We start from the raw sequence: 14,903 nt of genomic DNA, 5'->3' as shown, positions 1-14,903 counted from the left end.
CCGGGACTGGACGAGAGGCGCAGCCGTGCTGACACGCCGCCGAGAGAGGGAGGCATCACATCCCGGATGCCGGCGGGATCAGGGACACAGCACCGCCCGCAGGGTCCGGGCCACGGCCTCACCGGTGGCCTTCAGCGAGCGGTTGTCCAGCACCCAGCGCGATAGGCGAGCGGGCCGCCCGGGATCGTCAGGCGCCTCGAGCGCGGCGACCATGGCCCGGGCGACGGCGTCCACGTCATAGCTCGCGGCCCAGCCCAGGTGCTCACGCTCGACATCGGCCACAACCGGTCCGGTCCCGGCATAGACGACCGGCACGCCACAGCCCAGGGCTGCCAGGACCTTGGTGGGGTAGGCGAAGTCATAGCCCTGCCCCGGGATGATGGACACGAGGCTGGCCACGGCACCGCGCTGCCAGCGGGCGGCCTCCTGGGCGGGAAGAAGACCGTGCATCACGACGCCGGGCAGACCGTCTGGTCCGACGGGCAGCCGGCGAGCCAGATCGCCGATTCGTTCCCAGTCCGAGCCCTGCCCCAGGTAGAGGATCTGGGCCGTGGGGTGCGTGCGGCGGACCTTCTCCAGAGCCTGGACGAAGACACCGGCGCCCTGCCATTCCGAGGCGGTGCCCGCATAGACGAAGTAGGGACCGGTCAGCCCCATGGCAACACGCTCCTCAGAACCGGGCCGCGCACCATCGGGGGTGAAGGTGGAGGTGTCCACGCCGTTGGGCACGATGACGACGTCCCGGGCCCCCATGGCGCGGGCCCGCTCGGCGACGCCCTCGTTGACGGCAATGACGCGAACGGCGCCGCGCACGGCCCAGGACTCTATGGCCCGCACGACGCGAACCACAATGTCCGAGGCGCCGGTAGAGGCGGTGGCGTCGGACCACACATCGGGCGCGTACCAGACATAGGGCAAACGGCGCAGGGCGCACACGGCCCGGACGACGACGCCGGTGGTGGGCGGAGGCTCGACGAGAACGATGTCGGGCCGACTGGCCGTCCCCAGACGCAGGGCCACAGGCAGGTCGTAGGACATGTAGGGCAGGTAACCGCGCAAGTAGCCCGAGGCATCCCGTAGAGCGGGCCAGCGCGAGACGCGCACGCCCTCGGGGTCGTCGGGCACGGGCGCGGGCGCACCTTCGCGCCCGGGAGTGGTCGTGGTCAGGACGCGCACGGGCACTCCGTGACGCGCCAGTGCACGCTCAACGCCGTCCAGGCGGAAGGAGGCGGCTGCGGCTTCGGGCAGGTGGATGCGAGTAACCAAGAGGGCGCCGCCACCGCAGCGCCGCGGCCTGCGGGACTTGTCCAGATTAGCTCCAGCGCTCACGCGGCTCACGCGTCCTCCCTCGTGCCAGTGACTGCGCCCATGATCTTAATAGGACGAGCGACTGCCAGGTGCAGGACCGGACGCGTGGGTAGGATTGTGTTCAGCCATGCCCGTTGGAGGTGCCCGCGCAGCAAGGAGAGCGTAGTGCAAATCGATCTCAGGCTCACGGCTCCCGGCTGGGCGGAGAGCTCCGGCTCCACCGACCCCGGCGGCGCCGATAGCGCCGTCGTCGTGGTGCGCGCGGACCGTCCCTGCGCCGACCCCGTCTCCCCCGCCGTCCTGCGCGACCACCCGGGCCGCCTGGCGGCCGTGCGCGTGGAGGAGGAGCGCGTCGTCCTGGCCGTTGACCGCCTGCGCTCCTGGCCCCTGTTCTGGACGGTGACGGGGCGGGGCGACGACCGCCGCCTGCTCGTGGCCGACTCGGCGGAGGCGGTTCTGGGCGCCCTGGAGGATCCGGCGGCCTGCCCCGCCGCGCTCGAGGAGCTTCAGGACGCGGGTTTCGTGACGGGTCCGCGCACCTTCCTGGAGGGCGTCCACCAGGTGGAGCAGGGCGCCGTGGTCGCGGTGGACCGGTCCACGGGCCGCCCCGCCCAGGACGACTACGCCTTCTTCCGCTACGCCGACGACGAGGTCGACGACCCCGAGGCCTTCGGCGGCCTCTTCCTGGAGGCCCTGGACGCGGCCATGGGCCGCCTGCTGGAGCGCGCCGCCGGACGACGCCTTGCCATCCCCCTGTCGGGGGGCCTGGACTCGCGCCTGCTCGTGGCCTGGCTGCGCCTGCACGGGGTGGAGGACGTGATGACCTTCACCTACGGGCTGCCCGGCTCGCGGGAGATGGCGGTCTCGCAGTCGGTGGCGCGCTCGGCCGGCTACCCGTGGCACGGGGTGGAGATCGAGCGCACCGCCCTGCTGGAGGTGTGGAACTCCGAGCGCACGGCGTCCTTCCTGCGCCAGGCCAGCGCCCTGTCCGCCCTGCCGCACGTGCAGGACTGGTACGCCCTGTGCCGGCTCGTGGACGACGGCGTGCTGCGGCCGGGCGACGTCATCCTGCCCGGGCACACGATCGTGGGCAATATGCACGACGAGAAGCTCCTCGAGGAGGTGCCCGTCTCCCGCGCGGCGATCGCCCGGGCGCTGCTGCGCCACCACCACTCCCTGCGCGGGCGCGCCCGCCGGGCCGAGCGCAGCGCCTGGACGGCGCCGCCTGTGCGCCGCGCCCTGACGCTCGGCGGCATGACCGCCCCGACGACGCAGCCGGCGGCCACCGCGGCGGCCCAGGGGCGGGTCGTGCGCAGCGTCATCGAGGGCTACAACATCCGCGAGCGCCAGACGAAGTACATCAACAACTCGATGCGGGCCTACGAGCAGCTGGGCCTGGAGTGGGCCCTGCCCATGCTCGACGTCGAGATGTGGCGGGCCTGGGCGCGGGGCAGCGCGGCCCTGACCGCGACGCGGTCCTTCTACCGATCGGTCATCGACGACCTGTGGGCGCGGGTGACGGGACGGGAGCCGACCGGCTACTTCCAGGCGACGAGGGTGTCGGCCGCCACTCGCTCGCGCCTGCGCGCCGGCCTTGAGGCCATGCACCTGCTGGGCGCGGCCGAGCGGGGTTTCTCCACCTGGGCGTCCCTGCACTCCCCCATGGGCTTCGACGCCCTCGTGACGGACATGCCCCGCCCGCTCCTGACGGCCCGGCTCCTGGGGGGCTGGACGGTGCCGGGGGCGTGGGCCCGGGCCTTCACGCGCGACACCTGGTGCGAGCCGGCGCACCTGTTCGGCGACCTGGGCCGGCCCGCCTGAGCCGGGCCCGGTTCCCGGCCCCGCAGCACCGAGGGAACGACGACGGCGCCTGGCATAGGGTGTGCGCATGCGCGTCATGTCCGTCGTGGGAGCCCGGCCCCAGTTCGTCAAGCTCGCTCCCGTCGACCACGCCTTGCACGAGGCCGAAGTCGAGCACGCAATCGTCCACACGGGTCAGCACTACGACCCCATGCTCTCCGACGTCTTCTTCCAGGACCTGGGCATCAGCGCCCCGGACCTCCACCTGGGGGTGGGCTCGGGGTCCCACGGCCACCAGACTGGCGCCATGCTCGGCGCCATGGATGACGCCCTGGGGCGCCTGGCGCCCGACTGGGTCCTCGTCTACGGGGACACGAACTCCACGCTGGCCGGGGCGCTCAGCGCGGTCAAGCTCCACGTGCCGGTGGCGCACCTGGAGGCCGGCCTGCGCTCCTTCAACCGGGCCATGCCAGAGGAGATCAACCGCGTCCTGACCGACCACGCCGCCGACCTGCTCCTGGCGCCCACGGCCGTGGCCGCAGCCCACCTCGAGCACGAGGGCCTGGCGGGGCGCACGCGCGTCGTCGGGGACGTCATGACCGACGTCCTGCTCAGCGTGCGCGACCGGGTCGCGGGCTCCCCCTGCCCCGTGACCGCCAGGCTGGGGCTGGAGACCGGCTCCTACTCCCTGGCGACGATCCACCGGGCGGAGAACACCGACGACGCCGCGCGCCTGAGCGACATCCTCGACTCCCTGGCCGAGGTGGACCACCCCGTCGTCCTCCTGGCCCACCCGCGCCTGGTCGCCAAGTGCGGGCAGCACTGCCTGAGCCTGACCGACCGGGGGGCGCTGCGCGTCCTGCCGCCCCTGGCCTACCCCGACCTCATCGCCTCGGCCCTCCACGCGCGCGGCGTGATCACGGACTCCGGCGGCCTGCAGAAGGAGGCCTTCCTGCTGCGAGTGCCCTGCACCACCGTGCGCCCCCAGACGGAGTGGGTGGAGACGGTCGAGCTGGGCTGGAACACGCTCGTCGAGCCCGGCCCGGCCCTGCGGCGGGCGGCCTCCCGGCCGCGCCCGGCCGAGCCGGCCCCGGAGCGGGCCCATCCCTACGGCGACGGGCGCGCCGCCGGGCGCGTAGCCCAGGTGCTCCTGGCCGAGGCCCGCTGAGGGACCCCGAGCCCACCGAGGGGGCTCAGCTGCGCCGCACGGCGCCCAGGACGTCCACGACCCGCTGGGCGCGGGCCTCCCAGGTGTGGTCGGCGCGGACCTCATGGGTGCGCGCCCGGGCCCGCTCGACGCGGGCGGAGTCGGCGACCAGGGCGGTGAGCCGGGAGCCGATGGCGTCGGCGTCGTAGGGCAGGGTCCATCCGCAGCCCTGAGAGGCCACCAGGTCCCCGGCGAGCGTCCCGGCGGTGGCCAGGACGGGCAGCCCGTGACCGAGGTACTCGAAGAGCTTGACGGGGGCCGCGAACGCCCAGTACTCGTCGGCATCAACAAGCAGAACGCCGGCGTCGGCCTCCCGGTAGAGGGCCTCCAGCCCCTCTCCGGAGCGGTGCACCACCCGCACCCGATCGTTCATGAGCGGCTCGTAGTCGGCGCGCGCGGCCTCCCACTGGGACTCGTGGGTGCAGATCGTCAGGGTCACGTCCCGGGGCGCGGAGACAACCGCGCGCACGCACTCCTGGAGGCGGTAGTGGTAGCCCAAGCCGCCCACATAGAGCAGGCGCAGGCCCTCACCCGGCACATGGTTGTCGACGATCACGCCGCCGGGGGGCAGCGGCTCCATGCGGTCGGGGGGGAAGGCGGGGACGTAGTGGCCCATCTGCGCCGAGGGCAGGAAGAGGACATCGACGAGGCGCCGGTACCAGGCCAGGTCGTAGCGGTAGACGGCGCGCATGAGGGCGGCCAGGGGGCGGCCCACCGAGGCCTCGTAGTCAGCAAAGGCCCAGTACATGTCGCGGTAGAACAGGCCCGTGGGGACTCCGTGGCGGCGCACCAGGGAGAACAGCGCGGGGTCGAGGACGGGGTGGGGCGGCAGGTGGCGCGCCCCGGCGAGCATGGTGGGGATGGTGGCGCACTCGGAGTAGAGGAGGTCGATCCTCTGGCCCTCGCGCAGGCGGCCGGCCAGGGCGCGCACGCGCCTGCGGCGCTCGGCGGGGGCGCCGGTGACGTCGAGGACCTCGTACCCCAGGGCGGCGAAGGCGTCCATCATCCGCCAGGGCCGGATCCCCGAGGCCGAGCGCGCCTGGCGGTCGATGGGGAAGGGCGTGTGGAAGACCATTGTGGGCATGCTCGTCTCCAGTTCCTCCGGCGGCCCGCGCCACCGTCGAGCCACTATCCTAGAGCAGCGGCCGCAGGCCGCCGGGGCGTCTGCCCCGGATCGCGCAGACGGGAGACGAGCATGGAGCGCAGCCCCCTGGATCTCAGGGTCGCCCATGTGGGCGATGTCGCCGGTGTCGGCTCGGCCCTTGTGACCCAGGCGCGCGCCACGGGTCACCGCTGGATGCTCTACACCCTGCCGGCCGTACGCGGTCCGCTGGTGGCGGCCGCGGCCAGGCGGGCGGTGGACGCCGTGCGCTGGCTGCGCACGCGCCCGGGGGCCGACGTCGTGCACGTCCACTACGGCCCCAACGGCTACTACGGCTGGGGGACGCGCACCCCCTACGTGCTGCACCTGCACGGCTCGGACGTGCGCATGGACCTGCACCGCCCGGTGGCCAGGGAGCTGACGCTGCTCGGCCTGAAGAAGGCGGCCGCGGTCCTGTACTCCACCCAGGACCTGGCCGAGGCGGTGACCGCGCTGCGCCCGGACGCCCAGTGGCTGCCCAATCCCCTGTCGCTGGAGGCGATGGAGGGCGAGCGGCCCGGGCCCGTGCCCGGCCGCGTGGTCTTCTCCTCGCGCTGGGATGACACGAAGGGCGGCGAGGCGCTCGTCGACGCCGTGGCGGCCCTCGTGGCCGACGGCGTGGAGGTCCACGGCGTGAGCTGGGGCGTCCTGGCCCCCCGGGCGGAGGCGGCGGGTGCGCGGCTGCACCCGCTCATGGCACGTCCGGCGTTCCTGGACCTCATGGCCGGCGCGGAGGTGGTCGTGGGCCAGCACTCCTTCGGGGTGCCGGGCATGACCGAGCTGCAGGCGATGGCCCTGGGCCGGCCGGTGGTCATGCAGGCGCCGGGCGCGCCGGTGATCGCCTCCACCGCAGACACCCTGCCCGAACGGGTGCGCTGGGCGCTGAACCACCCCGATCAGGCGGAGCAGACGGCGGAGCGGGCCCGGGCCTGGTGCCTGGCCGCGCACGCGCCGTCCGCCGTCGTGGAGCGCCTCGACGCCCTCTACGCGCGCCTGGCGGGCTGATCTCAGACCATATGGGGGTGGGGTCTGATGGCTTGCGGGCCGGGGCCTGGCGTGTGCGACCTCGTGGGTCGTTGGCGGCTGTGAGGGGGTCGGGGTGCCGACATGCATAGGAGGCCCCGGTGCTTGCCGAGCGCAGGAGTCTGGGACTGGGTGCTCGTGCCCGTGTCTGTCAGGGTCGCGGCGGTCGATGCGCTGACGGGTGCGGGCTGATTGACGGGACGGTGCCCGGTGGTGCCGGCGAGGTCATGGCGCTGGTCGCTGGCCTGCGGGCGGGGTGCGGGGGTGTCAGGGCGACGCTGTGAGGCCGGTCTGACCGGTCTCGGGCGGGCCCGGGGCCCTGGCCGGGGAGCAGGGTCGCCCGCCGGGTGGCGGCGCCCTCCAGGCTGCTGCGCCCTAGCGGTGAGCGGGCCCGGGACCGATCGCACGGTGCGCGATCCTGCTGGCCCGCCTGGCGCACCGCGACGATATCGCCCGTGGTGCGGGTCCCCACCCGCTTGCCAGGAGGGGGCCCGTGACCTGGTGCGCTCGCGCCCCGGGTGCCCGCGGCGACCTGATTGAGGGCCCGCCACCGCCTGCCCCAGGACGCTGCTGCGCCGCGGGATCGTCTATGACGGCGCCAGGGGCGCGGAACCCGGACCCCGCGGGCGCCCTGGCTGCGGCGTGTCCGCCGCGACCACGTGTGGGCTGCTGGGTGTGTCTCGGACTGTGGTTGATTGTGTTGGTCGGGCGGCTTTGTTACTGCTTACCAGATCGTGTTCGGCCTCGCCCTGCGTCCGGTACCCGAGCGCCGAGTGAAGACGCGTCTGACTTGTGTACCGGGCTCGACCCGGGAGGCAGTGTCGTTGATGGCCTTGCGTCTGGTGGGGTGCACCATTGGCGTGGGCTCTGTCGTTCCTTCAGGGTCGCACCCGCCGACCTCCGCCCGGGCACCCGCCCAGCACACCCCGGTCCTGCCCACCGAAGGAGGAGTGCCGTAGCCCTTCAGGTGCCTGGCGGGCTGGGCGGAGGCGTGCCGGGCTGCCGCGGCCCGGGGCGGGGTGGAAGATCGTCTTGTCCCTCCTCGTCGGGCACCTGCGGGCCGCCATATCGATCGCCTCGCACACCAGGGGCCGGTGCCGCGCGTTGTCGCCCCAGTGGCGTACCCGACCACCTTCCTGGTGCAGCAGCCCGGGGACGGTCGTCAGGCAGATCGAGCCCTCCTCCCCGGGTTCTGATACAGGTGGATACCGCCCACCCACTTCATCGCGGGCCTGCTGGCGGCGGGAGCCCCGCCGGACCAGGTCGGGACGCGAGCCCCGGGCCCGGCGGCCCGGGAGCGGTGGCGCCGGGCCTTTCGGCGGGGCCGCGGCCTGGCGGGCCCTGGGAACGCACGGGCGGGTGCGCACCGTGCCGCGGCCCACGCGCCCACGCCCCCGCGGCCGCAGGGCCGCGGTGACGCGCCGGTACCCGCAGGGTTCCGTCCGAGGCACCGAGCTCAGTCCTGATGAAAAGGACCAGTCCGCGTCGTCTGGTGGCAGCCGCCGACACCCGGCCCGCCGGCTCGTGGTAGCCCGACCCCCGGGCACCCCGGCCCCGCCGGCACACCAGCACAGGCCGGGCAGCCGTGCCCCTGGCGACCAGTGGCCTCCTACCCCGGGAGCCACTTCCGCACCCCCCCTCGCGAAGTACGCCGCTGCTTCTTCCAGGCAGCCCGCCCCGCCACTCCTGGCGCTGCGGACTGCCAGGCGCGCAGCCCCCCGGGTCCCAGCCGACTCGCCGCGGAAACCCTCCTCACCCCCGGGCGGCGGAATGATCCCTGCACTACCCGCCCACCCAGCCCACCACTCCTCTGCGCCGGCAGACCACTGACAAGCAGACACCAACACGATCATCCGACCCCTTCACCCACGCTCTCACGCACAACCCGCACCCCGAGCCCATCCGAGCACCACGCTCTCGACACAACCCCACCCTGTCCCGCCACCAGAACACCGGGCCCCCACTGTCCAAGAAAAACCACTCACTCCAGACCAGCCGAGCTCCCTCGCCGAAGAATGGTCATGCGGCAACCAGACCCGCGCATATCAGACCCACCACGCGTCCACGACACACGCGCCCCGCAACCCGGCAGACACCGGCGAACGACCAGGCGGGCCCCCCGATCCCAGACCAGGAACAGGGGCCCGCCCCACCCTGCCCACTTGACAGCAAGCACCCCCATATCAGTCTCGCGGCGGTTCGCCCTCCAAAGCCACTAGGCCGTCCACGAACTGGGGGTACTGGCGGGTAGCGTCGCTCATGGACGCCCATGTGGACCGAGCTTGAGCGCTCATATCCGCATAGTCCCTTGAACCCGTATCCATGATGGACTCGATGGCGTCGGCAATCTCGGCGGCGGTGGTATTCACGGGGATTAATCGCCCATTGACACCGTCGAGCACGATTTCCCCCGTGCCGCCAGCCGCTGTGGCAACTACAGGGAGGCCCGCAGCCTGAGCCTCCATGACTGAAACAGGTACGCCCTCACCGTCGGAGACGTTGAGGAAACAGGAATAATCCTGTGTAGCGTAGTACTCGCGTACCTGCACATTAGACAAATGCCCGGTGAACGTCCAAGATGTAGTGGTCAGCAATTGCACTGCACGAGCGCGCATGACCTTCAGGCGAGCATGATCGAATTCACCAATATGCGTCCAAGCGACCTTCCGGCCTCGACGCTCGAGTTCAGCCACGGCCTCCACAAGCAATCCTACCCGCTTATAGGGTGCCATATGGCTACAGGAAACGAGCGCAAAGGGGGTGGTAATCCTTCGCTGACGGAAAGGGGCCGGGGGCACGCCTAAGCGGCGCACCTTGATCCGCTCGGCCTGATCGGGGAAACGGCGAAGCAGGAAATTGGCCGCATAGTCGGATATCGGGTAGACCCGGTCCACCGAGGCCATAACGAGGTTTCGGCCGGGGATGTACCCGCGCGGCGCATCTTTTTCATCAACATCGTAAGCGTGCGCGCGGGCTACCACATGAACTGGTTTGCCAGCCAACTCGCGGCGGCGCAGCATTCCGCCCAGAACAGCCCCCGTGAAGAACCAATAGGAGTAGACGGTCACATGATCGGCGTCGTCGAGCCCTAAAGATGGCCACAGACGGCGCAACCTTGCATATGCGCTCAGCGTGATGGCGGCGAAGCGGATGTCCATACCAAAACGCCCGAAGGATGTCCAGGGGGCAGTCTGGATCATACGCGGGCGACTGAGCAAGATGCGGGGAGCGCGCAAGACGGCCTGGCTTTGCCAGAAAGTCATAATTTTCGGACCCCGCGGAGTCGGCAACAATGCACAGGTAGCATTGGTTGGTAAACATCGAGTCCGGCGCGCATTCGGCCTCTGCCGCAGCGGTACGACGACAACATGGTCGTAGGCCGCACACAAATCCTCGATCTCCTGCTCCAGAAACTCCTCGCCCACCTCATAAGGGAAAGCATCGGTGAGCAAAAGCAGCGCCCTAACTGCGCTGTGGGGCAGGTCGTTACGGGTCATGCTTCCTCCTGTAGATGGCCGTCTGAGACGCTGCAGGTGGGCGTATCGAAGTGAGCCGCGGCGCGGTCCGCCATGAAGATCATCCCCATCAGAAGTATCGCCTGTATCGCTCCGAGCACGTAGGTGGTCGGCAGCAGCTCCAGCGGCGACCAGTACAGCCAGGCCAGGGGCGCGGCCGCGTAGACGACGGCGAAGCCCAGCATCCAGTCCTGCCGCTCGGCCACGACGAACAGGTTGGACAGGGGCGAGGTGACCAGGGTCAGGAACAGCCAGGGAGTCAGGGCCCGCGCGAAGTAGCCCGAGTCCGACCACTGCGCGCCGAACAGCAGCGGGAAGAGCCACGGGGAGACCAGGTAGAGCGCCGCGAAGGGCGCCAGGGCCAGCACGAGGATCCGCTTGATGACCAGGCGCACCAGCGGGCGCATCTGCCCGGGCTCGAGGGTGGAGAGCTTGTGGAAGAAGACCTGGGAGACGGCCCCGTTGACCAGTGCCAGGGGGACCTCCAGGACCCGCCAGGCCAGGTTGAACTGCCCCAGGGCCTCCACCGACCAGGCGCCGATGAGCAGGTTGACGCCGTTGAGGCGCAGGGCGTCCACCAGCACGTTCGGCCCGTTGAGCAGGGGCATGCGCTTGTAGCGGCGGGCCACGTGCCACAGGGAGGGAGAGCCCGCCGGCAGGGGGGCGCGCAGGGGACGCGCCTTGTGGCCCAGGTTGAAGAAGGCCCACAGCTGGCCCACCGTCTGCCCCAGGATGAGGCCCCCGACACTGACCATGCCCACCACGCCCAGGACGAGCTGGCCCACCGTCTGCCCGATCTGCTGCTCGACGCGGTTGACGGAGATCGTCCTGTAGTCCGACTCGCGGTTGTACCAGTACTGCAGGAGCTGGAGGGAGGCCAGCAGGAAGGCCGTCGCGCCCACCATGGGCAGCCACGCGGCCACGCCCGGCCCCCAGTGCGCGGACACCCAGGGGCGCAGGGGGAAGGAGACGACCATGGCGAGCAGGCACGTGACGGTCACGCAGACCATGCCCAGGCGCGCGCAGGCCAGCGCCCAGGAGCGCTGCCTGGGCAGCATAATGGTCATGTCGTAGCGCAGGGCCGCCACGGAGGCGATGATCGCCACCACCGAGGCGTACTGGGTGAACTGGCCGTAGTCCTGCGCGGAGTACACGCGCGTGAGGATCATCGTCATGACGAAGACGACCCCCTGGGCGACGACGGTGCCGGTCACCAGCGTCATGACGTGGGCGAGGAAGGGCGAGCCCGCGAGCAGGGCCCGCCCCCGGGCGAGCAGCCTCGCCCGGGGACCCGTCGGGGCGGTGGACCGGCTCAGATCTCCACCACCCGGTTCTCGCTGGCCGAGGCGAGGATGGCCTCGACGACGATCAGGGTGGCCACGCCGTCGGCCATGGTCACGGCCTCGCCGCCGGTGCCGAGCACGGCGTCGCGGAAGTGCTCGGCCTCCAGGGCCAGGGGCTCGCGCTTGGGGATGGCGTAGCGGATGACGTCACCCTCGCTGACCCCCCGGAAGTTGGCGACCTGGTCCCAGGAGGACTCCACGGTCCCGTTGGCGTGGAAGGTGAGGTCGCCGGTGAGGGTGTCGGCCACGAAGGCGCCCTTCTCCCCGGTGACAATGGTGACCCGCTCCTTGAAGGGGGTCAGCCAGTTGACGGTGTGGGAGACGATGACGCCGTTGGCCAGCAGGCCGTTGGCCACGACCATGTCCTCGTTGGCGCGCCCGGAGCGGTGGGTGACCTGGGCGCTGATCGAGCAGTAGGGGGAGCCCGCCACCCAGGCGGTCAGGTCGACGTCGTGGGTGGCCAGGTCCTTGACGACGCCGACGTCGCTGATGCGCGCCGGGAAGGGGCCCTGGCGGCGGGTCAGCACCTGGTAGACCTGCCCGAGCTCACCGGCGTCGAGGCGCTCGCGCAGGGCCCGCAGGGCGGGGTTGCAGCGCTCGACGTAGCCGACGGCCCCCACCAGGTCGCGGGAGGCGAAGGCGTCGGCGACGCGGCGGCCGGCCTGGACGCTGTGCGCGATGGGCTTCTCGACCATGGTGGGCACGCCCGCCTCCGCCAGGGCCAGGGCGACCTCCTCGTGGTAGACGGTGGGCACGGCCACCATGGCGGCATCCAGGCCGACGTCGATGAGCGCGGCCACGTCGGGCAGCAGCTCCAGATCCCCGGCGACGCCGAAGCGGTCGCCGCCGGGGTCGGCCACGGCGACGAGCTCCATGCCGGGGGTGGCGCGGATGACGCGGGCGTGGTGGCGCCCCATGGAGCCCAGGCCGATCAGGCCCACGCGCAGGTTCCGGGTGGTCGTCGGTGCGTTCGCTGTCTCGCTCATGGGTCAGGCTCCTGCGCTCACGGTTGCGGCGACCGCCCGGGCGACGCGCGCCAGGTCGGCCTCGGACAGGGACGGGTGGACCGGCAGGGACAGGCACTCGCGGGCCGCCTTCTCGGTGCCGGGCAGCTCGACGCCCGGCGCGTAGGGCGCCAGGGAGTCCAGCCGGTGGTTGGGGATCGGGTAGTACACGCCGGTGCCGACCTGCCACTCCTCCTTCAGGGCGGCCTGGATGCGGTCGCGCTCGGCGCCCGTGGCGCCCTCGAAGCGGATCGTGTACTGGTGGTAGACGTGGGTGTAGCCCTCGGGCACGGCGGGGGTCACCACGCCCGGCACGCCGGCCAGGCCCTCGTCCAGCGCCGCCGCGTTGGCCTGACGCTGCGCGGTCCACCCGGCCAGCCTGCCCAGCTGGACCCGGCCCACGGCCGCGGCGACGTCGGTCATGCGGTTGTTGAGCCCGACCAGCTCGTTGGCGTACTGCTTCTCCATGCCCTGGTTGCGCAGCAGCCGCACCCGGCGCGCCAGCTCGGCGTCCCCGGTGGTGACCATGCCCCCCTCCAGGGAGGTCATGTTCTTGGTCGGGTAGAAGGAGAAGGACCCCCACGCGCCGAAGGCGCCCACCGGCGTGGAGTCGATGGCGGCGGCGTGGGCCTGGGCGCAGTCCTCGAAGACGGCCAGGCCGTGGGCCTCGGCGATCCTCATGATCTCGGGCATATTGGCCGGCAGGCCGTAGAGGTGGACCACCTCGATCGCCGCGGTGCGCTCGGTGATCGCGGCCTCGACGGCGGCCGGGTCCAGGGTGAAGGTCGCCGGGTCGATGTCGGCGAACACGGGCCGGGCTCCCGCGATGGCCACCGAGTTGCCGGTGGCCGCGAAGGTGAAGGACGGCACGATCACCTCGGCGTCCTCGGGCAGGCCGCTGGCCAGCGTCGCCAGGTGCTGGGCCGAGGTGCCCGAGTTGACGGCCACCGCGTGGGCCCCGCCGACGACCTGCCGGGAGAACTCCTCCTCGAAGGCGGCGACCTGCGGGCCCTGGACCACCATGCCCGAGGCGAGGACGGCGTCGACGGCGGCCCGCTCCTGGGCCCCGATAATCGGCTTGGCAGCCGGAATGAACTCACGTGACATCAGGCACGCACCTCTCGGATCGTGTTTTCGGACTCTTCGTACAGCGCGCCCGTGGCGGGGCACCGCCACCGCCGCGCCCCGCCGTCGTTGCCGACGGCGACCAGCGGCCGGCCCGCGCGCCCGACCCAGCCCACGCGACGGGCGGGGACGCCCGCGACCAGCGCGTGCGCCGGCACGTCCCTGGTGACCACGGCGCCGGCGGCCACGGTGGCCCACGCCCCGATGCGCACCGGGGCGACGCACACGGCACGCGCGCCGATGGAGGCGCCCTCGTCAATGGTCACGCCCACCGGCTCCCAGTCGGAGGCCGACTTCAGCGTCCCGTCCGGGTTGACGGCGCGGGGGAAGTGGTCGTTGGTCAGCGTCACCGCCGGGCCGATGAAGACGCCGTCGGCCAGCGCCGCCGGCTCGTAGACCAGGGCGTAGTTCTGCACCTTGCAGTGGCGTCCCATCCGCACGCCCTCGCCGATGTAGGCGCCGCGCCCGACGACGCAGCCCTCGCCGAGCACGGCGTGCTCGCGCACCTGAGCCAAATGCCACACCGCCGAGCCGTCGCCGATCACGGCTGCTTCGGATATGTCGGCGGACGGCGCAATACGGGTGGCCACGGCGGCTCCTTACGTAGGTGGTCGTAGGTGGTGTAGTGGTGAGGCGAGTCGGACTCCGCGGGACAGGGACGATGTCCGCATCCTAGCCCGCCCCGAAGGAAGGAGCCGCGTGTAAGAATGCGGCAGTGACGTCTTCCCCGGACTCCCCGCCCCCCGCACAGCCCGAGCATCCCGAGGACCTGGACGATGCCTGCCTCGTTGTCCCCCTGTACAACGAGGCACAGGTCGTCCGCGAGGTCATTGAGGACGCCCGACGAACCTTCCGCCACATCGTCGTCGTCGATGACGGCTCGCGGGACGACTCCGCGGCCAAGGCCGAGGCGGCGGGCGCCGTCGTCGTGCGCCACCCCATCAACCTGGGGCAGGGCGCCGCCCTGCAAACCGGCATCTGCTACGTGCTGGAGCGCACGGACGCGCGCTACCTCATCACCTTCGACGCCGACGGCCAGCACTCGGCCGCCGACGCCGCCGCCATGGTGGCGGCCGCCCGCGAGGAGGACCTGGCGATCGTGCTCGGCTCCCGGTTCCTCGAGGGGCCCTCGCCGGTCGGCCGGCTCAAGCGCCTCGTGCTCGCCACGGCCGCCCTGGTCGCCTCCCGCACCACCGGCATGCATCTAACCGACGCGCACAACGGGCTGCGGCTGCTGCGGCGGGACGCCGCCAAGCACCTCAACCTCAGGCAGAACCGCATGGCTCACGCCAGCGAGATCATCCGCCAGCTCGGGGCCACCGGCCTGCCCTGGCGGGAGTTCCCGGTGCACATCGCCTACACCGCCTACTCCAAGGCGAAGGGGCAGTCGCTGCTCAACTCCGTCAATATCCTCGTCGATCTGATCTTCTCCTGACC

The 14,903-nt window shown here is 71.8% G+C and carries 11 protein-coding genes; 4 read left to right on the top strand and 7 right to left on the bottom strand.

Annotated elements, in window-relative coordinates; translation table 11 throughout:
- Positions 1-78 precede the first annotated feature (78 nt).
- On the bottom strand, positions 79-1,266 hold the full coding sequence (locus tag AIF0345_RS04015; RefSeq protein WP_285297280.1) for a glycosyltransferase family 4 protein: 1,188 nt from the start codon (positions 1,264-1,266) through the stop codon (positions 79-81).
- A gap of 207 nt (positions 1,267-1,473) precedes the next feature.
- On the opposite strand from AIF0345_RS04015, the gene AIF0345_RS04010 reads away from it, so the two are divergent.
- Together AIF0345_RS04010 and wecB are read left to right on the top strand one after the other, a co-directional pair.
- Complete coding sequence (locus AIF0345_RS04010) at positions 1,474-3,129, top strand: asparagine synthase-related protein (protein ID WP_285297279.1); 1,656 nt, start codon at positions 1,474-1,476, stop codon at positions 3,127-3,129.
- Between the two features lie 67 nt (positions 3,130-3,196).
- On the top strand, positions 3,197-4,276 hold the full coding sequence (wecB, locus tag AIF0345_RS04005; protein WP_268917619.1) for a non-hydrolyzing UDP-N-acetylglucosamine 2-epimerase: 1,080 nt from the start codon (positions 3,197-3,199) through the stop codon (positions 4,274-4,276).
- A 25-nt stretch (positions 4,277-4,301) separates the two neighbouring features.
- On the opposite strand, the gene AIF0345_RS04000 is transcribed toward wecB, so the two are convergent.
- A complete protein-coding gene (locus tag AIF0345_RS04000; protein WP_043561805.1) occupies positions 4,302-5,399 on the bottom strand; it encodes a glycosyltransferase in 1,098 nt (365 codons plus the stop codon).
- A 111-nt stretch (positions 5,400-5,510) separates the two neighbouring features.
- Here AIF0345_RS04000 and AIF0345_RS03995 point away from each other — a divergent pair, with 111 nt between their 5' ends.
- Positions 5,511-6,461, top strand: coding sequence for a glycosyltransferase family protein (locus tag AIF0345_RS03995; protein WP_043561810.1), 951 nt, complete (start codon positions 5,511-5,513; stop codon positions 6,459-6,461).
- A 2,201-nt stretch (positions 6,462-8,662) separates the two neighbouring features.
- Here AIF0345_RS03995 and AIF0345_RS03990 read toward each other — a convergent pair.
- The 5 genes from AIF0345_RS03990 to AIF0345_RS03970 form a co-directional block, all read right to left on the bottom strand.
- A complete protein-coding gene (locus AIF0345_RS03990; RefSeq protein WP_052375266.1) occupies positions 8,663-9,976 on the bottom strand; it encodes a glycosyltransferase in 1,314 nt (437 codons plus the stop codon).
- Positions 9,973-11,217: a lipopolysaccharide biosynthesis protein gene (locus AIF0345_RS03985; RefSeq protein ID WP_268917609.1), complete on the bottom strand. Its 1,245-nt coding sequence runs from the start codon at positions 11,215-11,217 to the stop codon at positions 9,973-9,975. The genes AIF0345_RS03990 and AIF0345_RS03985 overlap by 4 nt, the downstream gene beginning before the upstream one ends.
- 89 nt (positions 11,218-11,306) lie before the next feature.
- A complete protein-coding gene (locus tag AIF0345_RS03980; RefSeq protein WP_268917608.1) occupies positions 11,307-12,323 on the bottom strand; it encodes a Gfo/Idh/MocA family protein in 1,017 nt (338 codons plus the stop codon).
- A gap of 3 nt (positions 12,324-12,326) precedes the next feature.
- Entirely contained in the window at positions 12,327-13,448 is a 1,122-nt protein-coding gene (locus AIF0345_RS03975) for a DegT/DnrJ/EryC1/StrS family aminotransferase (protein WP_268917607.1), read from the bottom strand.
- Positions 13,448-14,056, bottom strand: coding sequence for an acyltransferase (locus AIF0345_RS03970; RefSeq protein ID WP_268917606.1), 609 nt, complete (start codon positions 14,054-14,056; stop codon positions 13,448-13,450). Before AIF0345_RS03970 ends, AIF0345_RS03975 begins: the two co-directional genes overlap by 1 nt.
- 125 nt (positions 14,057-14,181) lie before the next feature.
- On the opposite strand from AIF0345_RS03970, the gene AIF0345_RS03965 reads away from it, so the two are divergent.
- Positions 14,182-14,901 (top strand): glycosyltransferase family 2 protein, encoded by a 720-nt coding sequence (locus AIF0345_RS03965; protein ID WP_084682501.1) that lies wholly within the window; start codon positions 14,182-14,184, stop codon positions 14,899-14,901.
- Positions 14,902-14,903: the final 2 nt, after the last annotated feature.

The sequence above is a fragment of the Actinomyces israelii genome, from assembly GCF_030253495.1.
In the GTDB taxonomy this organism is placed as follows: domain Bacteria; phylum Actinomycetota; class Actinomycetes; order Actinomycetales; family Actinomycetaceae; genus Actinomyces; species Actinomyces israelii.
This window is presented reverse-complemented; position numbering and strand designations above follow the sequence as displayed.